At 59.8% G+C, this 20,989-nt stretch carries 18 protein-coding genes; 11 read left to right on the forward strand and 7 right to left on the reverse strand.

The annotated features are described in order from the left end of the window. Positions 1 to 604: 604 nt before the first annotated feature. Positions 605 to 1,837 (forward strand): cation:proton antiporter, encoded by a 1,233-nt coding sequence (locus tag ACPF7Z_RS13725; protein WP_425193812.1) that lies wholly within the window; start codon positions 605 to 607, stop codon positions 1,835 to 1,837. 30 nt (positions 1,838 to 1,867) lie between these two features. On the opposite strand, the gene ACPF7Z_RS13730 is transcribed toward ACPF7Z_RS13725, so the two are convergent. Beyond that, positions 1,868 to 3,871, reverse strand: a complete 2,004-nt coding sequence (locus ACPF7Z_RS13730) for a RecQ family ATP-dependent DNA helicase (protein WP_425193813.1) — start codon at positions 3,869 to 3,871, stop codon at positions 1,868 to 1,870. Positions 3,872 to 3,979: 108 nt separating this feature from the next. Between ACPF7Z_RS13730 and cysQ the strand changes: the two genes are divergently transcribed. Beyond that, a complete protein-coding gene (cysQ, locus tag ACPF7Z_RS13735; protein WP_425193814.1) occupies positions 3,980 to 4,810 on the forward strand; it encodes a 3'(2'),5'-bisphosphate nucleotidase CysQ in 831 nt (276 codons plus the stop codon). Positions 4,811 to 5,022: 212 nt separating this feature from the next. Then, positions 5,023 to 5,433: a hypothetical protein gene (locus ACPF7Z_RS13740; RefSeq protein ID WP_425193815.1), complete on the forward strand. Its 411-nt coding sequence runs from the start codon at positions 5,023 to 5,025 to the stop codon at positions 5,431 to 5,433. Between the two features lie 17 nt (positions 5,434 to 5,450). Here the strand turns inward: ACPF7Z_RS13740 and ACPF7Z_RS13745 are convergent, their stop codons facing one another. Further along, on the reverse strand, positions 5,451 to 6,836 hold the full coding sequence (locus tag ACPF7Z_RS13745; protein ID WP_425193816.1) for a nicotinate phosphoribosyltransferase: 1,386 nt from the start codon (positions 6,834 to 6,836) through the stop codon (positions 5,451 to 5,453). 217 nt (positions 6,837 to 7,053) lie between these two features. Beyond that, positions 7,054 to 8,760 (reverse strand): SulP family inorganic anion transporter, encoded by a 1,707-nt coding sequence (locus tag ACPF7Z_RS13750; protein ID WP_425193817.1) that lies wholly within the window; start codon positions 8,758 to 8,760, stop codon positions 7,054 to 7,056. 236 nt (positions 8,761 to 8,996) lie between these two features. On the opposite strand from ACPF7Z_RS13750, the gene ACPF7Z_RS13755 reads away from it, so the two are divergent. The 5 genes from ACPF7Z_RS13755 to ACPF7Z_RS13775 all read left to right on the forward strand — a co-directional run bounded on the left by ACPF7Z_RS13755 (position 8,997) and on the right by ACPF7Z_RS13775 (position 13,877). After that, positions 8,997 to 10,343 carry an arylsulfotransferase family protein gene (locus ACPF7Z_RS13755; protein WP_425193818.1) on the forward strand — a complete coding sequence of 449 codons (1,347 nt, stop codon included), beginning with the start codon at positions 8,997 to 8,999 and terminating at the stop codon, positions 10,341 to 10,343. Further along, complete coding sequence (locus ACPF7Z_RS13760) at positions 10,340 to 10,693, forward strand: hypothetical protein (protein ID WP_425193819.1); 354 nt, start codon at positions 10,340 to 10,342, stop codon at positions 10,691 to 10,693. The genes ACPF7Z_RS13755 and ACPF7Z_RS13760 overlap by 4 nt, the downstream gene beginning before the upstream one ends. Before the next feature lie 94 nt (positions 10,694 to 10,787). Then, entirely contained in the window at positions 10,788 to 11,534 is a 747-nt protein-coding gene (locus ACPF7Z_RS13765) for a hypothetical protein (protein ID WP_425193820.1), read from the forward strand. Beyond that, positions 11,531 to 12,643, forward strand: a complete 1,113-nt coding sequence (locus tag ACPF7Z_RS13770) for a sulfotransferase family protein (protein WP_425193821.1) — start codon at positions 11,531 to 11,533, stop codon at positions 12,641 to 12,643. The genes ACPF7Z_RS13765 and ACPF7Z_RS13770 overlap by 4 nt, the downstream gene beginning before the upstream one ends. Positions 12,644 to 12,866: 223 nt before the next feature. Further along, a complete protein-coding gene (locus ACPF7Z_RS13775) occupies positions 12,867 to 13,877 on the forward strand; it encodes a hypothetical protein (protein ID WP_425193822.1) in 1,011 nt (336 codons plus the stop codon). Here ACPF7Z_RS13775 and rarD read toward each other — a convergent pair whose 3' ends face one another. Further along, on the reverse strand, positions 13,878 to 14,795 hold the full coding sequence (gene rarD, locus ACPF7Z_RS13780; RefSeq protein WP_425193823.1) for an EamA family transporter RarD: 918 nt from the start codon (positions 14,793 to 14,795) through the stop codon (positions 13,878 to 13,880). Positions 14,796 to 14,988: 193 nt separating this feature from the next. Between rarD and ACPF7Z_RS13785 the strand changes: the two genes are divergently transcribed. The 3 genes from ACPF7Z_RS13785 to ACPF7Z_RS13795 all read left to right on the forward strand — a co-directional run bounded on the left by ACPF7Z_RS13785 (position 14,989) and on the right by ACPF7Z_RS13795 (position 17,217). Next, positions 14,989 to 15,792: an amidohydrolase gene (locus ACPF7Z_RS13785; protein WP_425193824.1), complete on the forward strand. Its 804-nt coding sequence runs from the start codon at positions 14,989 to 14,991 to the stop codon at positions 15,790 to 15,792. Next, positions 15,792 to 16,493: a pseudouridine synthase gene (locus ACPF7Z_RS13790; RefSeq protein WP_425193825.1), complete on the forward strand. Its 702-nt coding sequence runs from the start codon at positions 15,792 to 15,794 to the stop codon at positions 16,491 to 16,493. Before ACPF7Z_RS13785 ends, ACPF7Z_RS13790 begins: the two co-directional genes overlap by 1 nt. Positions 16,494 to 16,557: 64 nt before the next feature. Continuing rightward, complete coding sequence (locus ACPF7Z_RS13795; protein ID WP_425193826.1) at positions 16,558 to 17,217, forward strand: endonuclease; 660 nt, start codon at positions 16,558 to 16,560, stop codon at positions 17,215 to 17,217. On the opposite strand, the gene ACPF7Z_RS13800 is transcribed toward ACPF7Z_RS13795, so the two are convergent. The 3 genes from ACPF7Z_RS13800 to ACPF7Z_RS13810 are packed head-to-tail and all read right to left on the reverse strand — an operon-like array spanning position 17,214 to position 20,978. Further along, positions 17,214 to 18,806 carry an ABC transporter ATP-binding protein gene (locus ACPF7Z_RS13800; RefSeq protein WP_425193827.1) on the reverse strand — a complete coding sequence of 531 codons (1,593 nt, stop codon included), beginning with the start codon at positions 18,804 to 18,806 and terminating at the stop codon, positions 17,214 to 17,216. The two genes, ACPF7Z_RS13795 and ACPF7Z_RS13800, sit on opposite strands and share 4 nt — an antisense overlap. Further along, a complete protein-coding gene (locus ACPF7Z_RS13805; protein WP_425193828.1) occupies positions 18,796 to 19,902 on the reverse strand; it encodes an ABC transporter permease in 1,107 nt (368 codons plus the stop codon). The genes ACPF7Z_RS13800 and ACPF7Z_RS13805 overlap by 11 nt, the downstream gene beginning before the upstream one ends. Continuing rightward, positions 19,902 to 20,978, reverse strand: a complete 1,077-nt coding sequence (locus ACPF7Z_RS13810) for a microcin C ABC transporter permease YejB (RefSeq protein WP_425193829.1) — start codon at positions 20,976 to 20,978, stop codon at positions 19,902 to 19,904. The genes ACPF7Z_RS13805 and ACPF7Z_RS13810 overlap by 1 nt, the downstream gene beginning before the upstream one ends. Positions 20,979 to 20,989 lie beyond the last annotated feature (11 nt).

Here is a 20,989-nt window from a genome sequence, read left to right on the forward strand (position 1 = left end):
GCGGTGGGCATGGTACATTTTGTCATGGCGGCTGATGCGGTTGATTCTGGTGTAGGAGCTTGAATTATAACCGATTTTCAGCCGCTTTTTTCATGCCCGATGCAATATCCGGGCTAGAATCAATAGGGTGAACAGGCCAAGCACGACGGTCAGGCCGGCCTTGACGGAGAGGTTGCGTATAAAACGACTCATGGTCTTCTTTTACCTTTGATTTCGTTTGCAGCCACACGGGTAAGTGGCTGCATTGCGTTCGAATGGTTGGGTGCAGGTCAAATTCATACCGGATGTTTTCAAGGCCGATAACGATGAAGAGTGTCCAGCGTTTCGAAGCCATCCAATGGGATGGGTGTCTCCTTGAAATCATGGCAATGGATAGGCGCTTCTCTTGATCGAGAGGTCCTATGCACATGAGTGGTTATCGGCTCGAGGAAGATTGACCTGAGGGAATCTAAGCAATGAACAGGAAATAAAAAGACACTTTTATTGTGCTTGTTATTTGCTCGGAGATGCTGACGATGAAAATTCTCATCACAGGTTATTGAATGTTCCGGCTTTAGACCTAGGCTTTGGAGGCTAGCAAACCCTCGAGGCCAAGGAGTGGGCCATGAAAGACATCAATCTCATACTGGCGGCGGTCGGGCTGCTGGTGTTGGTGCTCGGGTTATTGTCGCGCCCGATCGATCGTTCCTGGTTGTCGCCACCCTTGGTGGCATTCTGTCTAGGGGTGGTGCTCAGCCCCATTGGCTTGGGCCTGCTTGATCCCTCTGCCTGGGGGGATAGCCATCATGTACTCGAAGAAGCGACACGTCTGACGCTAGGGATCAGTCTCATGGGTATTGCTCTGCGTCTGCCGGCCAGGTTTCCTTTCAAGCATTGGCGCTCACTCGCAATTCTGCTCTGTCTGGGCATGCCGATCATGTTCTTGATCAGCGCCTTGCTGACCCAGTGGATCATTGGAGCCCCTTTGCTGATCGCGCTGTTGATTGGTGCAAGTATCTGTGCAACGGATCCGGTGATTGCCTCATCGATCGTCACTGGAGGAGTTGCCAAACAGAATCTGCCTGAGGGGTTTCGTCATCTACTGTCTGCCGAGTCCGGCGCTAACGATGGTCTGGCCTATCCCTTGGTTTTCCTTCCCATCCTGCTACTGACCAAACCGTCAGATGCGGTCTGGCTGGAGTGGTTCTCCAAGGTTTGGCTCTGGGAAGTGGGCGGAAGTGTGATAGTGGGCGCCTTGTTGGGCTGGTGTTGCGGTGAGTTACTGAAATGGTCCGAACGAAAAGGTCTCTTTGATCAGCCCTCCTTCATGTCGATCACCCTGGCGCTGACCTTGCTGGTACTGGGGGTAGGCAAATTGCTGGGTACGGATAGCATTCTTGCGGTATTCGCCGCGGGCATTGCCTATGACCAGCGCGTAAGCGGTCAGGATCGCAGCCAGGAAAACAACGTTCAGGAGATGGTCAATCTGTTCTTCACCATGCCGGTTTTCGCGTTATTCGGCTTGATGGTGCCCTGGCAAGAGTGGCTGGCTCTGGGCTGGAGTGGGGTAATGCTTGTCATGCTCGTACTGCTTCTGCGTCGCCTGCCAATGATCCTGCTGTTGCGACGCTGGCTGCCCCCGGTCCGGGAGCGCGGCATTGCGTTGGTCATGGGGTGGTTCGGTCCCATCGGTGTCTCGGCACTGTTCTATGCCGTGCTTGCTTCCAGCCGCTCGGGTAACGATCTGGTATGGATCGTGGGTAGTCTGAGCGTATTCGCCTCGATCATCGCCCATGGAATGACCGCTGCGCCGTTTGCCAGGCTGTATGCGCGCAAGAGCGCGAATCTCGATCAATAAGCACTGCATGGATGTGTTTGATGAGTGTCATCACTGCGCGGCGGTAGGCGAAACCCCGGGCATGTGAGTGATCACCCAGCGCCGAACCTCGGCATAGGGATAGACTTCCAGGCGACCAAAATCACGCAGGCTGCGGGCTTTCAGGCGAGTGAAGATCGGCATGCTCAAGCCGCACAGGAAGCGCGTCAGGCGTTCGGCGCCGGGTGGTTGGCCTTCGCACTGCGCTCGATGTCGTGCGATGAACTCGTCGCATAAAGCGCCGAAGTCCTGATTGGCCAAGGGCGGAAGAGCCGGAGGCGGGGGGAGCGTGGCGACCCGCCCATGACAGACCGAGCAGTGTCCGCAGCGCACCGGGGCCTGTTCGTCGCCGAAATAGGCGGTGAGTCGACGGCTCAGGCAGGTCTCGGTCTCGAAGAGTGAGAGCAGGGCGTGAATACGCTCGATCTCGCTCTGCTCATGCTGCTTGAAATGCCCATACAGTTCCGTGCTCAACTGCCCTACATCGAGGCGTTCGGCAAGTAATTGATACACCTCGGTCATCTGCTTGCTTTCCAGCGCGATCCAGCCCTTGTCGTGGAAGTAGTCGAGCGCCGTGATTACCCGACTACGCTCGGTATTGATGCCCTGTTCGATTCCATGCCTGTAGAGCGCTTCGAAGTCCAGGGTGCACCAGGTCTTGGCGCGGCTCGCACACGCCATGATGGCCTCGACGAACTGGCGACGCTCGCCCTCGAAGCGTGCCGCCAGGGCCTCGGCATCGATCAGGTACTTGAAGCGATACTCGGCGAAATAGGCGTAGCGGGGCGCAATGAGGCCGCGCATCTCGAGTTGTACCAGCAACGTCTTGAGCGGCAGTGGCCGGATATTGCTTTGCTGAGAAAGACGATTGAGCATCAGTTCCCACTGCTTCTCGCCGCGCCGGAGGATCGCGGCGATCTCCTTGAGCACCACGGCAATGCCTTCTAACTCCGGTGTATCGCCATAGACGAAGTTCTCCAGCACGTTGAGGCTGTCCCGATTGGCCAGCACCAGGCAGTCGGCGGGTTGCCCGTCGCGTCCGGCACGACCGATTTCCTGGCTGTAGTTCTCGATCGACTTGGGCAGATCGAAGTGTACGACATTGCGGATGTTGCTCTTGTCGATGCCCATGCCGAAGGCGATGGTAGCGACGATGCAATGGATATCGCCGTCCATGAAGCGCTGTTGGATCCTTTCGCGTTGCTCAAAGGGCAGGCCGGCGTGATAGGCCTGGGCATCCAGGCCTTGCTGGTGCAATCGCCTCGCGACATCTTCCGCAGTTTTCTGCAGGGTGACGTAGACGATGGTGGGCTGCGGCTCAGTGTTCCCAAGCCTGGGCGCCAGCCATTCGCCCAGCCGCTGTGGCTTGTCGGCACTGACTACCGGTTCGACCAGCAGGTTGAGGTTGGTGCGATAGAAACCGGTGGCAATCACATGGTCCGGGGCGATCGCGAAGCGCTGACGCATGTCATCGATGACCCGAGGCGTGGCGGTGGCGGTCAACAGCAAGGCTTGCGGTATGCCGAACTGGCGCTGGTAATCCGGCAGCTTGAGATAGTCGGGACGAAAATTATGGCCCCATTCGGAGATGCAGTGGGCCTCATCGACGACCAGCAGCGACACAGGCACCCGGGCGATGAAATGCCGGAAACGCTCGTTCTTGAGACGCTCCACGGAGATCATCAGGATCTTGATGTCGCCGCGTTGGACGCCGGCCATTACCGCGCTGGTCTCGTCACGGCTTTGGGCTGAATCGATGCTGGCAGCAGCTATGCCGTGGCGCTCGAGAAAGGCCAGTTGGTCCTGCATCAATGCCAGTAGCGGCGACACCACCAAGGTCAGATGCGGAAGATGTAGAGCGGGTACTTGGTAGCACAGTGACTTTCCCGATCCAGTGGGGAAGATAGCGGCGGCGGAGTGGCCGGCGATTATGGCGGAGACCACCGCTTCCTGACCCGGACGGAAATCGCGATAGCCGAAGGCCTGCTGCAGGGTCTGGTGAATGCTCTGATGCATCGTGGGCGATCGTCTATGGATTGAAGAGAGGCCCACCCTAGCATGCACGGGATAGTGAGCGGGTTGTCGCGTAGACTATGCCGTCATATTCATGGGTAGGAGAAAGCCGTGAAGGATCTCGATTGGCAGCAACACCAAAGGCTTCTGCAAGGCGTCGAAGATGTTGGTCGTCGGGTGATGGTCATCTATCGGCGGGATTTCGACGTCGAGACCAAGGCGGATGACAGCCCATTGACCGAAGCCGATCTGCTCGCCCATCGGTTGTTGACGACGCTTTTGCAGGAAGTGCAGCCTGATATTCCCATATTGTCCGAGGAGTCGGAGCAGGCCAGCTATGATGTTCGCCGCGACTGGCAGCGTTATTGGCTGATCGATCCGATCGATGGCACCAAGGAGTTCATCAAACGCAATGGCGAATTCACCCTCAATATAGCCCTGATCGTGGATGGGGTGCCGGTGTTCGGCATCGTGCATGCCCCGGCACTGGAAACGACCTGGTGGGGGCAGCGAGAATTGGGGGCGTGCAAGATCGCTGGCGGTCGGAGCCACACCATCCAGGTGCGCGAACTGCCGGAACCGGATCAAGCGCCCTGGAAGATCGTCGGGAGTCGCTCTCATGGGGCCGTGGCTTTCGAGGCCTTTTGTCAAGAATTACCGCATCATGAATGCCTGACCATGGGAAGTTCCCTCAAACTGTGCCTGGTCGCCGAGGGCGCCGCCGACCTCTACCCGCGTCTGGCGCCCACCTGCGAATGGGATACCGCCGCCGCTCATGCCGTGGTGCTGGCGGCGGGAGGTGATGTACTGGATGCAAGGACGCTGGAGCCACTGCGCTATAACCGTAAAGAAAGTCTCTACAATCCCTTTTTCATCGTCTGTAACGGTCAGGATGAGCGCTGGACTCAGGCGCTCGGGAAGGCGTTATCGTCACTGTCGTAGAAAGACAGACAAGGACGGCGGTTTACATCACCGTTGCATGGAACGGATTTGTTGTAGCGAATGCGAGTGACTGTGTGACAACGTAATCTTTTTGCGTATTTATGCAGTCGCCCGGACAAACTACCCTTCATAAATTCCTCATTTCGGTAGATTGGCACTGCGCATGGCGGTGCACACTGGCTATCTCCAGCAAACCGTTTACCGAGCAACCCATGATCGCCAAAACACCCGTGGCGTATTCCCAGCGATACTATGAAAAGACGCTACTCGACGCCAATCGCTTTCTGGGATTGCCGAATCCGATCTGGAGTTCGATCGTCACGATGATGATCGGTCTCACCGGCTGGTTTGCCAGCGGCCTGGAGCTGGCTCGCTTTGTCATTGAGTACTGGGGCTGGCTGCTAGGCGTGGGCATCGTGATCTGGGGAGTGCTGAAGTGCATCACCCCGAGTCGTCGGCATTTGAAGCGCCTGGCTTTGGAAGAGCATCGAGCCGAGGTGTTGCGTGTTGCCAAGCTGTATGGCATCGATCCTACCAGCGTGCGCTTCGTCGATAGCGAAGAGGAGCGGCGCAGAATCGAGGGTGGGGCATCGACATTCTCGACGCACCCTCCGACTTCATAACGCGATTTTCACGCTCCCTATACTTCTGTTTCGCCTCCATCCTGTCGCTGGATCACTCCCAGGCGTGATTCGGCCAGGCGCCGGCGCTCATGCAATTTGTCGCTGATGGTGACGTTGTAGGTTCGGGTCTCGACGAGGCTGCGCAGTTCCGGCGGCAGGCGTGAAACGCTGTCGAGGCTGGCGTGTCGGGCGGCATCGGGTGACGCCATCGCCGCCTCCTGGAAGTCACCCTTGGTGACGATGGGCCGCAACAAGGCAGTGCCGGGTGCCTGCTCGTCACGCAAGGTCAGATGGTCGCAGTGATAGCGTCCGTCCGCTGTCTGCTCGCGATAGATCTGCTTGCGCCCCGGGAGGGAGTGTTTGCCCGGGGAGTGCTTGAGACGCGGTTCATCGGCGTATTCGGTCAGCTTGTAGGCGAGTTCCAGGCAGGGGGAGTCGCTGGAAGCACCCAGGGACGTGCCGACACCGAAACCATCGATGGGAGCGCCATTGACCACCAGTTCACGGATGCTGTGCTCGTTCAGCCCGCCGCTGGCGATGATCTTGATGGACTGATGACCCGCCTCGTCGAGCAGGCGACGGCAGGTCTTGGCCAGTTGTTCGAGATCCCCCGAATCCAGGCGGATGGCCCCGATGTCCAGAGAGGGGGCTTCCGCCATGCGTTCGATGAGCCGCTTGACCGCGGCGACGGTATCGTAGGTATCCACCAGGAGAGTGGTGCCGGGGTAGCGGCGGGCAAAGGCCAGTAGCGCTTCATCTTCGTTGCCGTGTGCCTGGACATAGCTGTGCGCCATGGTGCCTTGAGCATCAAGCCCGTAGGTCACGCTCCCCAGTACATTGCTGGTCCCGGCCAGACCGGCGATATGGTAGGCCCGCACCCCGCGCACGGCGGCATCGATGCCGTGCATGCGGCGCATGCCGAAATCCACCACGCCGCGGCCCTGGGCGGCATTCACCAACCGAGAGGCCTTGGACGCCAGCACCGTTTCCAGGTGCACGTAGTTCATGACCAGGCTTTCGAGTAGCTGTGCCTCGGCGATCGGCGCCTCGATCTCGAGCAACGGCTCCTGAGGAAACAGCGGCGTGCCTTCCTGAACCGCGTGGATGTCACCGCTGAATCGAAACCCTGCCAGCCATTCGAGAAAATCTTCCTCGAAGAGCCCGAGACTGCGCAACTTGTCGATCTGACGTTCACCGAAACGAAGTTGGGTTGCCAGCCTGGCGACGTGCTGCTGACCGCAGGCAAGCATGTAATTGCGCCCCGGGGGCAAGGTACGAAAGAACAGGCTGAAGCTTGCCGTCTCGTTCATTCCCTCGGCCCAGTAGGCCTGGATCATGGTCAACTCGTAGAGATCGACCAGCAAGCCGAGATCTTCCTCCCGGACCAGTGTTTCTTGGGGCATCGTGACAGGGCTCCTTGCTGATGATGCGATATCTATCCTTTCAATCTAATCACGTATGGGCGATGGATCGAAAATGCTAGGCTTTGCCCGGAAAGTACCTACGCTCGTCTATACGGCGTTAAGAATTGGCTCGTGCGCGAGCCCGGTCCGTTCTTTCGACAATTTTTGCCTTGTCTAGACGTCGCTCGCTGACTTTTCAGACGAAGCCTAGGGGGCCTCAACTCTCTCTTAGTTCCCTCCAGGCCGAATAAGTACTCAAAAAGACGCGCCCGGTCAGGGATTCGATGAGATCGGTGTGGGCCAGTCTATCCATCACCGGGCCCTTGACTTCGGCAAGGTGCAGGGTGACCTGGGAATCTTTGAGGCGAGAATTGATCGCCTTGAGGCTTTCCAGCGCCGAGGCGTCGATGAGATTCACCGCAGAGCAGATCAGCACCACATGATCGATGCCGGGGCGCGTGGCGATCAAATCGTACAGGGTGTCTTCCAGATAGCGGGCATTGGCGAAATAGAGGCTTTCATCGATGCGCAACAACGCCAGGCGTTCGTCGCTTTCGACCTCGTGTCGCGCCAGATTGCGAAAATGCTCGGTGCCCGGGACCCGACCCACGAGAGCGCTATGCGGGCGGCTGGTGCGATAGAGGAATAGGGCGACCGATAGACCGACGCCGGCAAGAATACCCACCTCGACCCCTTCGACCAGGGTCAATACCAGCGTCACCAGAAGAGCGGCGAAATCGCTGCGGGAATAGCGCCAGGTATGACGCAGGGCGTCGATATCCACCAGGGTCAGGATCGAGACCGTGATGATTGCCGCCAGGGTGGCAATCGGTAGAAACGCGATCAGGGAGGTGAAAAAGAGTATTACCAGGGTGATGCCGATGGCCGCGATGACCCCGGCGATCGGCGTGCGTGCGCCGGCATCGAAGTTGATCACGGTGCGCGACAGTCCCCCGGTGACCGGCATGCCTCCGGTGAGGGCGGCGGCAAGATTGGACGCGCCCAGACCGATCAGTTCCTGATCCGGGGAGATGCGCTCGCGACGCTTGGCGGCCAGCATCTGGCCCATCGATACCGATTCGACAAAGCCTACCACGCTGATCAACAGGGCCGGTACCCAGAGCTGGTGCCAGAGGGGCAAATCGAGCGTTGGCAGTGTCAAGGGGGGTAGGCCGCTGGGTATGTCGCCGACCACGGCCACACCGCTCGCGGCAAGATCGAAATACCAGCATATCGACGTCGTCAGAAATACGGCATAGACCGGCCCTGCCCGGGTGATCAGATTGGCCGGTGTGGCGGGCATCCCGAGTCGTGTCAAAAAGGGGTTCGCATAGCGGCGCAGGGCAATCAGAAACACTAGCGCGAAGGTGCCGATGGCCACGGTCGGCAGATGGATATCATCCAGATGGCTGGCCAGGCTACCCAGCAGAGCGGGCAGGGTGAAACCGGAGGACTCGACGCCGAGTAGATTCGCCGCCTGACTGGCGGCGATCAAGAGTCCCGAGGCGGTAAGGAAACCGGATATTACCGGGTGGCTCAGGAAATTGGCGAAGAAGCCCAGTCGCAAAAACCCCATCACACTGAGCATGATCCCGGATAACAGGGCCAAGATAAGCGCGGCCTCGACGTACTCGGCAGAGCCCGGCGGGGCGATGCCGGACAGCGCTGCGGCGGTCATCAGCGCCAGGATCGCGACCGGCCCCACCGCCAGGGTGCGGCTGGAACCGAACAGGGCGTAGACCAGCAGGGGCAGGATGCTGGCATACAGACCCACCACGGCGGGCAGTCCTGCCAGGAGCGCGTAGGCCAGGGACTGGGGAATGACCATGACCGTCACGATCAAACCGGCAATCAGGTCGTAAGTGAACAGGCTGCGTTGATAATGGGGTAGCCAGGTCAGAATGGGTAGGTAGCGCTTGAGCATCGAATGGCCACGGTGAGAGCAAAGATGAGAGCAAGGTAAGATCGCTATTTTCAAATATGATGAGGAGTTTACCGAAGGGGTGCAAGGTAGCCCGCTATCTGAAATCAAGCGTTGAATCACAATTGAAGCGAAGTTCGCGCTTTTCTCAGGATGGTTTATCCTTAATTGAAAAGAACAGTGTTCGCTAACGTGGCGGGTGACTGAAGGCCTTATGACAGGCTTTTCAGGAAATAAGCATGCACAATTCGGATCGTCTGGGCATTGCCATGTTCTTTCTGGCCATCGCTCTGCTGGCGTTCATCGGCGGCGCTTACGTCAGTTTGGCCAAGGTGTTTCCCTACCAGTATCTCAGCGATGCCTACAAGGCAGCCCAGGCGCTGATGATTCAGCGCTCGATCGACGACCCCTACACCGAGACCGACCTCTGGCGCCGGGCGCGGACCGACGAGCGGGGCGTCACGATTCATGACCCCGAACAAGCCTATCCGGGCTATACGCTCTACACCTCCGGGGACGGTACCTATGCCCAGCTCATCGACATGGAGGGCGAGGTTGCCCATCGCTGGGAATTGCCGTTCAGCGAGGTCTGGCAAGAAACACCGAGTGGCCGGACGCCCCGGCCAGACGATCTGATGTACTGGCGCAAGGCGCGGATGCTTCCCAACGGGGACCTGATCGCCATCTATATCGCGGCCAACGATTCGCCCTGGGGATATGGGATGGTCAAGGTCGATCGCGACTCGCGTTTGATCTGGAGCTACAAGGCGCATGTGCATCACGATCTGGATATCGCCGAGGACGGGCGTGTCTTCACCTTGACCCATGCCTTCACCGACGAGCGCATCGACAAGTTTTCCCAGCTGCCCTCTCCCTGGCTCGACGACTATCTGGTCGAACTCGATGGCGAGACGGGCAATGAGCTGAACAAGGTGTCGCTGCTTCATGCGTTTTTCGATTCACCCTACGCGGGAATACTCTACGCGACACCTCATTACGGTATTGCGGATCCGATGCATACCAACAGCGTTGAGTATCTCGAGCAGTCTCAAACGGATGCCTTCGCTCCGGCTCGAGGCAAGCCGGGGCAGGTGATCTTGTCGTTTCGTCATCCCGGCGCGATCGGCCTGGTCGATCCCGAATCCGGCGAGATGAGCTGGGCGATGCGAGGTTCCTGGCTGGGCCAGCACTACGCCCGGGTACTGGAAAACGGCAATGTCACGCTGTTCGATAATCTGGCCAATTATGAAAAAGACAATCGATCGCGGATGTTGGAAGTGAACCCTCAGAACGATGCCATTGTCTGGTATTACACTGGAAACGATGAACACCCTTTCGACAGTGGCCTGCGGGGGGCAGCCGAGACGCTCGCCAATGGCAATCGCCTGATCACCGAATCGGATGGTGGGCGTCTGTTCGAAGTTACCCGAGAGGGTGAGATCGTCTGGGAGTTCATCAATCCAGTACGCGGGGGTGACAAGGATGAGTTCATCCCCGTGGTCTCATCGGCCCAACGCATCGCTCCTGAGCAACTCGACGCGGAGTTCCGCGCCGTTATCGATACCACCAGGAGGGCATCCTCATGATGCGTCGTAGTCAAGCAGTAACCACGTCCTTGATTCTGGCGACCGCTGTCGTCGTCTTTCCCGTCGCCGCCCAGGCCTATGTAGGCCCGGGCGCGGGGCTGAGCCTGTTGAGTGCCCTGTGGGGCATCATCGCCGCCATTGCCATCGCCGTCTTCTTCGTGGTGATGTGGCCGATACGGCGCATGATGCGGCGACGCAAGATGCGTCGGGCCGATGCAGAGTCGGCAGAGCCTTCGCAACCGCAGCAGCCATCGCCAGCGGCGATACAGCCTCAACCGATGCGAAGCACGGAAAGCGCGGAGAGTTCGGCGAGCCGCTCCTCGGATTCATCTCCACCTCCCTCGTCCTGAGGCGCCAAGCGCGGAGCCGGCCGTCGATCGAAGCGTCGACCGGCTCCGCTGGCGCTTGCGCGGGTAACGAACGCATTGAATGCCAGGAGGTTGCATGGGGTTGCTCGATCTTCCCGCACCGCTGTTTGCGGCCATGGATAACGGCATGGCCTGGGTCTTGCCGCCGAGCCTGCGGCTGGTGGTCTGGGCGGCCATCGCGGGGGCCGGCACGCTGCTTCTCTACCGGGCGCTTTCGCCTCAGACGCGTATCGGTCGAGCCAAACGTGCCGCCCGCGAAGCCAGGCAGCGCCTGAATCGCTTCGACGGTGAGTTCACCGATGCGGGGCCGTTGATTCGGGAGCAGTTCGTGGCGGCCTTTCGGCATCTCGGGTTGGTGTTGCCCTCCACGCTGCTCTCCATTCTACCGTTATTGGCGTTGTTGGTATGGATCGAGACGGCCTATGGCTATAGCTACCCGGCGCCGGGAAATACGCCGACTCTAACGACGATACCCGATCACCTTCGTACCGATTGGGTCGGTGAGGGGGAGCCGCCAGGACAGAACGACGGGCGGGATTCGTTACGGCATATCCTGGTACTCGACGAGGAATCCGTGGTGGCGGAGGTCGCGCTTACCGCGCCGGTGCCGGTGATCGCCCAGCATCAATGGTGGAACTGGCTGGTCGCCAATCCGCTGGGCTATCTACCCGAGGGCGGTGATGTACAGCGCATCGAGATTGCCTTGCCACAACGCACATATCTGCCGCTAGGGCCATCATGGATGCGCTCCTGGTGGGTGATCTTCTTTCCAGTGATGCTGATCGTGTCGTTGCTGGTCTACCGATGGGCGCGCATAGAATGACGAAACACAAGGACGATGATTTCTCGGTGCCGACCTGGATGCATGTACTGGGCGGCTGGGTAAACCGACAACCGCGGACCTGGATTGGGCTGGGTAATCTGGAGACGCGCCTGGTACGGGAGGTGATCGAGGATAGACGAGTCGATCGCCCGCTCTATGTCGCTGGTCTGGCCCGTTCGGGCACCACGATACTGCTAGAGCGCCTGGCCGAGCATCCGGAGGTGGCTACCCACCGCTATGTCGATTTCCCGATGTTACTCACGCCCTATTGGTGGAACCGCTGGCTGTCGCTGGTGCCGCGCCAAGAGGAAGTCGCTCGGGAACGTGCCCACAAGGACGGCATTGCCGTTACCTCACAGAGCCCGGAAGCCTTCGAGGAAATGCTGTGGATGGCCTTTTTCCCCGACACTCATGATCCGACGAAGAGCTCGGTTCTGGGGCGTGAGGCACATCACTCGGCATTCGAACGCTTCTACGACGAACACATTCGCAAGCTGTTGGCGATCCGCAAGCAGCGCCGCTATGCCGCCAAGGGCAATTACAATCTGGCGCGACTGGGGTATTTGCATCGGCTTTACCCCGACGCCCGCTTCGTCTTGGCCATACGCTCGCCGGTCGCGCATATCGCATCACTGATGAAGCAGCAGGCGTTGTTCGCCTGCGGTGAAGCCCAGCATCCGCGTGCCCTGGAGCACATGCGCCGGGTGGGGCACTTCGAGTTTGGTCTGGATCGTCGCGCCATTCATGTCGGTGACGATGATCTGGCCTCCAGGGTCGCCGCTCTTTGGCGGGAAGGGCATGAGGTCGAGGGCTGGGCGAATTACTGGGCGGGGCTCTATCGTCATGTGGCGGAGTCGCTCGAGGACGACGCCTCGCTGCGCGAGACGTGTCTCGTCCTGCGCTACGAGGATCTGTGCGGCCAGCCAGAGCTGACCCTGAGAGCGTTCTATGCGCATTGCCAACTGGACGTCGAGCCCTCGGTCCTCGAACAAGCGGCATCCGGACTGCATTTTCCTACCTATTACCAACCGGATTTCACGGATCGAGAGAGGGCGATGATCAGCGAAATAACGGGCGAGGTGGCGGCGCGCTTCGGCTACGGCGCCTGAACGTCTTCCATTCCTCCAAGTCGGGCTAACGATACTTCATTTCTGCATAAAACCTGCTCAAGGATTTCCTAAACCTGCCGTTAAACACGGTAACAGATGGTAATCACTATAAGCCGGCACCCGCCGCGGAATTCACGCGGTGCGACAATAACGGACAGGCCCGGATACACGCGGCTGGAACCGTTATCAGGTGCAAACGGCACCAACGCAGGGGAATGCAAACATGCCGAATGGAAGGCCGTTGGCCTTACTTCAGGAATCGCTATTGGGTAAATCGGCGGCAGAGGTGTTGACCACTCAGGCGTTGATCGCCGAGCTGGACGCCGCCAGCCGCACCCTGGCGGCGCCATTGCTAAGATTGAATGGTGCGCCGGACGAGCCTGAACGCATCGACTCGAGTGCCGCCAGTCTGGTTCAGCGAATGCGCGAGCCGTTGATGACACTTCGGGCCTGGGCGCTGATGAGCGAGCCGGATATCGCGCTGAATATCTCAGCGACGGCGCTCGAGGATTTCATTCATTTTATCGCCATGGCGCGCAGTCTCGCGGAATTTCACGCCACTCCCGCGCCGGAGCGATTGATGCACCTGATCGGTCTGGTACGGGTGCGGGCGCGTCTGGAGGCGCATGTGGGTCTCACTCCCGCCATCGATGTATCGCTGTTGCCTACGGCGTCGGGAGTGAGTGTCGTCGAGATCGCCGCGGTGTGTGGGCTCAAGTTGACTACTGTGCGCAACGCCGTCTCCCGACGTGAAATGCCTTATTCCAAGAACGAGGGCGTGCCCCTCGACGATGTACTCGATTGGATGGTACAGCGTAGCGGCTTCATCTATCCCCATATCAATGCCACGACCCTGGACCGCCGCATCAACGGACGCCTGGCCAATGAAAAGCTCAAGCATCACGAGGCGGTGGTCTTCGAGCGTTGTATCAGTCGGCTGCGCCTTTCGTTATGGCATTTACGAGACGGAGAGCGGCGTCTAGCGCTCAATGCGGAAGGCGTGCGCAGTTGCGTATTGCTGCTCCCGGCCATCAGCCCCCAACTCATCGATGACCTGGGACTGGAGCAACTGGAGGATCGAAGCGACGATCCGGCCGCTTCAATGCACCGTGAGGCATTGGGACTGACCCCGGAAGAGTCGTTATGGCAATGCCATGTGCCGACCCTGGGCGTGCTCGAGGCGTTGCTCGAGCGGTTGGGCCAGCCCGACGATCTGACTACCTCCACAGGCTGATCAGCGTGCCGCCGCAGGCCTGGCGCGCGATCGACCCTGCCAGGCGGCATAGGAATACATTGCCAGGCCGATCCAGATCATCACGAAAGTGACCAGTTGGATCGGTTTCAGCGGTTCCTCGAAGACCAGCAAGGCAATGAAGAACTGCATCGTGGGGTTGATGTACATCAGAAACCCTATCGTCGACAGACGCAGGCGCTGAGTGGCACCGGCGAAGGCCATCAGGGGCAGCGCCGTGAGCACCCCGCTGGCCATGAACAACAGGTTGGCGCGTTCATCGCCGATCATGAAGTGGGAGTGGCCCGCATTGATGAGCCAGAACAGCGCGATGAGCGCCGCCGGCAGCAGCAATAGTGTTTCGAGGAACAATCCCGTGACGCCGTCGAGCGGGATCTGTTTGCGGAACAGGCCGTAGGCGCCAAAGGACAGTGCCAGGCACAGCGTGATCCAGGGTAGTTCGCCCAATACCACCAGTTGAATGGCGATAGCCACCGTCGCCAACCCAACCGCCACGCCCTGTAGTGCCCGCATGCGCTCCTTGAGTATCAGCATCCCCAGCAGCACATTGACCAGCGGCGTAAGAAAATAGCCCAGGCTGGCCTGAAAGACATGGCGGGTTTCCACTGCATAGATATAGATGCCCCAGTTCAGCGCAATCAACACCGCACAGATCAGGACCCGCCCCAAGCGTTGTGGACGTTTGAGTGTGCCAATCACCGGTGACCAACGCCGCAGTGCGGTCACCAGCAACGCCAGAAACAGACAAGACCAGAGCACCCGATGGATCAACACTTCCCAGGCGGGAATGCCTTCGAACAGCGCAAAGAACAGCGGGAAGCAGCCAAATATCGAATAGGCGAGAAGACCGAGGATGACGCCTCGGGTGGCTTCCTTGTCGGGCTGTAAGGGCAGGCTCATGGTCTATCGTGTCCTCGTTCTTGATTAACGCGCTAATCTAACACACTCCGCCTCCGCGATGGTTTGAATGTATCCTGTGACGTTTCTCATCCGAGAAAGATGCTACCCAGGCTGCAGTCCCTTGCTCACTCGGTTAGTCTTGTCGTCATGACCGTCGACTGGATGACGCATTCTGCATCCAAGGAGAAATACCATGAGCGAGTTGCGCACGACCCTTGTTCAGGCCGATCTGCGCTGGGAGGACCCGGATGCCAATTGCCGCCTGCTTGACGAGCAGTTGGGCAGCCTGGGTGCTGATGATACGGATCTGATCGTGCTGCCGGAGATGTTCGCTACCGGGTTCACCATGAACTCCCGTGAGATGGCGGAACCCATGGAGCAAAGCCGCAGCGTAGCCTGGCTGCGTGATCAGGCGGTCAAACGCCGCTGCGTCATGACCGGCAGCGTCGCGGTCATTGCCGATGGCGAATATTACAACCGTCTGATCTGGGCGACCCCGGGCGGGGAGTTGATTCACTATGACAAGCGACATCTGTTCCGCATGGCAGGGGAGCACGAGCGCTATGGCATGGGCAATGCGCGCAGGATGGTCGAACTCAAGGGCTTTCGCATTCTGTTGACGGTGTGCTACGACCTGCGCTTTCCGGTCTGGCTACGGCAGCAGCCCGATGAGGGTGAGCATTTCGAGTACGACGCCTTGCTGTGCATCGCCAATTGGCCGGCGCCGCGTCGCCATCCCTGGCGAACATTGTTGCAGGCGCGCGCCGTGGAAAACCTGTGCTATGTCATCGGCGTGAACCGGGTGGGGGAAGATGCCAAGAAGCTGCCCTATGCCGGTGATTCGATGCTCGTCGACTTCAAGGGCGATCCGCTGATCGATGAATCCCGTGATCAGCCTTTCATTCGTACCGGTGCGCTCGACCGGGAGGCGCTTTCCGAGTTTCGCGACAAGTTCCCGGCCTGGATGGATGCCGATCGTTTCACTCTGGAGGTTTGATGCGGCTGGACAAGTTTCTCAGCGAGACCACGGATCTATCACGCAGCCTGGCCAAGAAGGCGCTGCACCGCGAAGAGGTCAGTGTCGATGGACAAGTCACCAAGAACCCGGCGACCCAGGTCGATGAGTCGAGTGATGTGCGCTGGCGGGGCGAGCCTCTCGAACTTACTGGCCTGCGCTATCTGATGATGCACAAACCCCCCGGCGTCGAATGCACGACTCGCCCCGGGCGCTATCCGACGGTGCAGCAGTTGATCGATCTGCCCAATGTCGATCGGCTGCATTCCGTCGGCCGCCTGGATGTCGACACAACCGGGCTGGTGCTGCTTACCGATGACGGGCAATGGTCGCATCGGGTGACCTCGCCCAAGAAGCGCTGCGCCAAGGTCTATCGGGCGACGCTTGCCGAGCCATTGGAAGGCAAGGAAGGCGATCGGGCCATCGAGGCGTTTGCCACGGGTGTTCAGCTCGACGGTGAGGACAAGCTGACCCAGCCTGCGGAGCTTGCGTTGCTCTCGCCCCGAGAAGTGCGCCTGACCATCACGGAAGGCAAGTACCATCAGGTGCGCCGCATGTTTGCCGCCATTGGCAATCATGTGGAAGCGCTGCACCGTGAATCGATCGGCCCCTTGCAGCTCGATCCGGATCTTGAACCTGGAGAGTGTCGCTTCCTGCGCCCGGCTGAGATTGCCGCCTTCTGATTTATACCGTTATCTTAAATTTATTGACCATCTTCGGTTCTGTCGCACAGGGAGAGTAACCGACATGAGCAAGGTGAAGAAAAAACAGATTGTCAGGGCATTGCTCGAAATGCATGGGCGCACCTTCGTTCGGGAGCTGGGCATCGAGCTCAAGCGGAATACGCCGTCGCCCTTGTTTCGGCTGCTGTGCTTGTCGCTGTTGACTAGCGCGCCGCTGGGGGCGGGTGCCGCCATGCGCGCCTGCAAGGCGCTGGGCAGCGCGGGCTGGACGACACCGGCCAAGATGGCGGACTCGACCTGGGAAGAACGCGTCAAGGTGCTCAACGAGAATGGCTATGCGCGCTATGACGAAAAGACGGCCCGCCAGCTCGGTATCCTGACCGATCATGTGCAAGAGACTTATGAGGGGGACCTGCGTCGGCTGCGCAGTGAGGCAAATGGCGATATCAAGAAGGCTCGACGCCTGCTCAAGGAGTTCAAGGGGATCGGTGGCGTCGGCGCGGATATCTTCCTGCGTGAAGTCCAGGTGTGTTGGGATGAGTTTCGGCCCTTTGCCGATAAGATGGCATTGAAGTCGAGCGGCAAGCTGAACCTGGGTGACGATGCGGAAACGCTCGCGGAACGCGTCGACTCAAATGACTTTACGAGGCTGGTGGCAGCGCTGGTGCGTACGCAGTTGGCGAAGGATCATGACCGGGTGCTTGAAGTAGCCGGCGCCAGCTAGTGGCCCCTGCTGTCCAATCCAGCGGCTTCCACCAGCGCCTGCGTATACTCGCTGCGCGGTGCGCCAAGCACCTGCTCGCACTCGCCTTGCTCCACGACATGACCCTCCTTGAGTACCAGCACCCGGTGCGCCATGGCACGTACCACGGCCAGATCGTGGCTGATGAACAGGTAGCTCATGCCGCGCTTGGCCTGTAGATCGCGCAGCAGTTCGACCAGTTGTTTCTGTACGGTACGATCCAGCGCCGAGGTGGGCTCGTCGAGCACCAGCAATTGGGGTTCGAGGATGATTGCTCGGGCCACCGCGATACGCTGACGCTGCCCCCCGGAGAATTCGTGAGGATAGCGGGCGGCGCAATCCTCCGGCAGGCCGACCTCGTTCAGGGTAGCGGACACGCGTTGCTGGATTTCGGTGTCACCAAGCTCTGGGTGATGAAAGCGTAGGCCCTCGCTGATGATGTCCGCCACCGGTAAGCGCGGGGAGAGGGAGCCGTAAGGATCCTGGAAAACGATCTGTACCTGCCGGCGTCTACGTCTCAAGGCGTTACCGCTCATGCGATCGAGACGTTCGCCGGCGAAATCGATTTCGCCGGAGGAAGGCGTAAGGCGCAGCAATGCCATGGCGAGGGTCGTCTTGCCGGACCCGGATTCGCCGACGATGCCCAGGGTTTCGCCTTTATCCAGATGCAGATCGAGAGGCTGAACGGCAATGAAGGGCGCCGGGCGTTTCGAGAACAGCCGCTTGGGGCGTGAGAAGCTTACCTGGAGTTTACGCGCCTCCAGCACCCGTGTCCGACTGCCGATGGCCCCGGGACGACCCTCGGGTTCGGCGCCGAGCAGGAGTCGGGTATAGTCGCTGCGGGGCTGGCCGAATACCTCGGCGACAGGGCCGCTCTCCTGCTCGCGACCGCGGTAAAGAACGTAGACCCGATCCGCATGGCGCCGCACCAGATTGAGATCGTGGGTAATGAACAGCATGGCCATGCCGTGGCGGTCGCGCAGATCGGCGAGCAGCGCAAGAATTTCCTTTTGCACCGTGACATCCAGCGCCGTGGTCGGCTCATCGGCGATCAGCAAGCGCGGATTGTTGGCGATGGCCATGGCGATCATCACCCGCTGTCGCTGACCCCCGGAAAGCTGATGAGGCCAGGCATCGAGCAGCTCGTCCGGTCGTGGCAGCTTGACCTGGACCAGCAGTTCGCGCACGCGCTCGCGAGCGGCGCGGCCGCTGAGCCCCTGATGTAGCCGCAGCGTCTCGCCGACCTGTTTGTCAATGGTGTGTAGCGGATTCAAAGAGGTCATCGGCTCCTGGAAAATGAAGCCAACCTGGTTGCCGCGTACGCCACGCCAGTCGCGTTCGCTCAGCCGGGCGAGATCGCGTTCTCCCAATCGCCGTTCACCCTGTACCGCGGCACTCGCCGGGAGCAGGCTCATGGCGCCGAGCGCGCTGACCGACTTGCCGGAGCCGGATTCACCCACCAGGGCCAGGGTCTCTCCACGATGGATGTGTAGCGAGAGGTTATCGACCACCGGCACCCCGTCGAAGGCCACCGTGAAATTCTTCAAGGAGAACACGATCTCAGCGCTCATCGGTGGCCTCCTGGTTTGCCGATACCCGCTCCGGTTTGGTCGGCATGGGGGCAATGATATGGCGCGGATCGAAGGCGTCGCGCAGGCCTTCGCCGATGAATACCAGCAGCGAGAGCATCACGCTCAGCGTCACGAAGGCGGTGATGCCCAGCCACGGCGCCTGCAGATTGTTTTTGCCCTGGGCCACGAGTTCCCCCAGGGAAGGCGAGCCCGGCGGCAGGCCGAAGCCGAGGAAATCCAGCGCGGTCAGGGTGGTGATCGCCCCGGTGAATAGAAAGGGAATGAACGTCAGGGTCGCGACCATGGCATTGGGCAGCACATGACGCCACATGATCAGGCGCGACGGCAGCCCCAGGGCGCGGGCGGCGCGCACGTATTCGAGATTACGCGCGCGCAGGAACTCGGCGCGCACGATATCCACCAGCCCCAGCCAGGAGAACAGCAGCATGATGCCCAGCAACCACCAAAGGTTGGGTTCAACCAGGCTGGCGAGAATGATGAGCAGGAACAGTACCGGCAGACCGGACCAGATCTCCGTGAGGCGCTGGCCGACCAGGTCGACCTTGCCGCCGAAGTATCCCTGAATGCCACCGACGAGTACGCCCAGCACCAGCGAGCCTGCCGTCAGTACCAGGGCGAAGACTACCGAGAGTCGGAAGCCGTAAATCACCCGCGCCAGGACATCGCGACCCTGATCGTCGGTACCCAGCCAATGGCGCAGGCTGGGAGGCGAGGGTGCTGGATGGTCGAGATTCTGATCCAGGGTGTCGTAGGCAAACGGGATCGGCGGCCACAGCATCCAGCCGTTGGCCTCTATTTCATCGATCACGAAGGAATCACGATAATCCGTGCTGGTGGGCAGAAAGCCGCCGAATTCGGTCTCGGGGTAATCCACCAGCATGGGAGCATACCACCGGTCCTGATACTCGAGCACCAGGGGCTTGTCGTTGGCGATCAGTTCCGCCCCGAGACTGAGGATGAACAGCAGCGAAAATAGCCACAGAGCGAACCGCGCCCGGCCATTGCCGCGAAATACTGCCAGGCGGCGGCGGGTAATCGGAGAGAGTCGGGGCTTCAAGCGCGACAATGCCATCATCAGGACTCTCTCGTCTCGAAGTCGATGCGTGGATCCACCCAGACATAGGTCAGATCCGAGACCAGTTTGAGGATCAACCCGATCAGGGTGTAGAGGTACAGGGTGCCGAAGATCACCGGGTAATCCCGCTGCATGACCGCTTCGAAGCCCAGCAGGCCGAGGCCGTCGAGGGAGAAGATCACCTCGATGAGCAGCGACCCGGTAAAGAAGATGCCGATCAGCGCGGAGGGCAGGCCGGCGATGATGATCAGCATGGCATTGCGAAATACATGGCCGTAGAGCACCTGACGGTCGCTGGCGCCCTTGGCGCGGGCGGTCAGCACGTACTGCTTGTGTATTTCGTCGAGAAAGCTGTTCTTGGTGAGCATGGTCAGGGTGGCGAAGCTGCCGATGGCGGCGGCGATCACCGGCAAGGTGATGTGCCAGAAGTAGTCGCCGATCTTGCCCCAAAGGCTCAATTCATCGAAATAGGGCGACGTCAGGCCTCGCAGCGGGAAGACATCGAAATAGCTGCCCCCGGCGAACAGCACGATCAATAGGATGGCGAAGAGGAAGCCGGGGATGGCATAGCCGACGATCACCAGTCCCGAGGTCCACACATCGAAACGTGAGCCGTGACGCAGCGCCTTGCGAATGCCCAGGGGGATCGAAATCAGATAGACCAGCAGGGTGGTCCACAGACCGAGGGAGATCGACACCGGCAAGCGCTCGATCATCAGGTCGATGACCGGTCGATCGCGGAAGAAACTCTCTCCGAAATCGAAGGTGGCGTAATCGCCAAGCATGTTGATGAAACGCACATGAGCCGGCTCATCGAAACCGAACTGCTCCTCGAGGGATTTGATGAAGCGCTCATCCACTCCTCGGGCGCCGCGAGACTCGCTTCCCCCGCCGGCGGAATCACCGCCGCCGGAGGAGAGGCGTGTGCTGGCGATGCTGTCGAGCCCTTGATAGCGCGCGATGATCTGATCAATGGGCCCACCGGGCGCTGCCTGCACGATGACGAAGTTCAACAACATGATCCCCAACAGCGTGGGGATCATCAATAGCAGACGGCGTAGAACATAGGCGGCCACGGGCAGGAATT

The organism is Halomonas sp. GXIMD04776 (genome assembly GCF_049808615.1).
Taxonomy (GTDB): domain Bacteria; phylum Pseudomonadota; class Gammaproteobacteria; order Pseudomonadales; family Halomonadaceae; genus Modicisalibacter.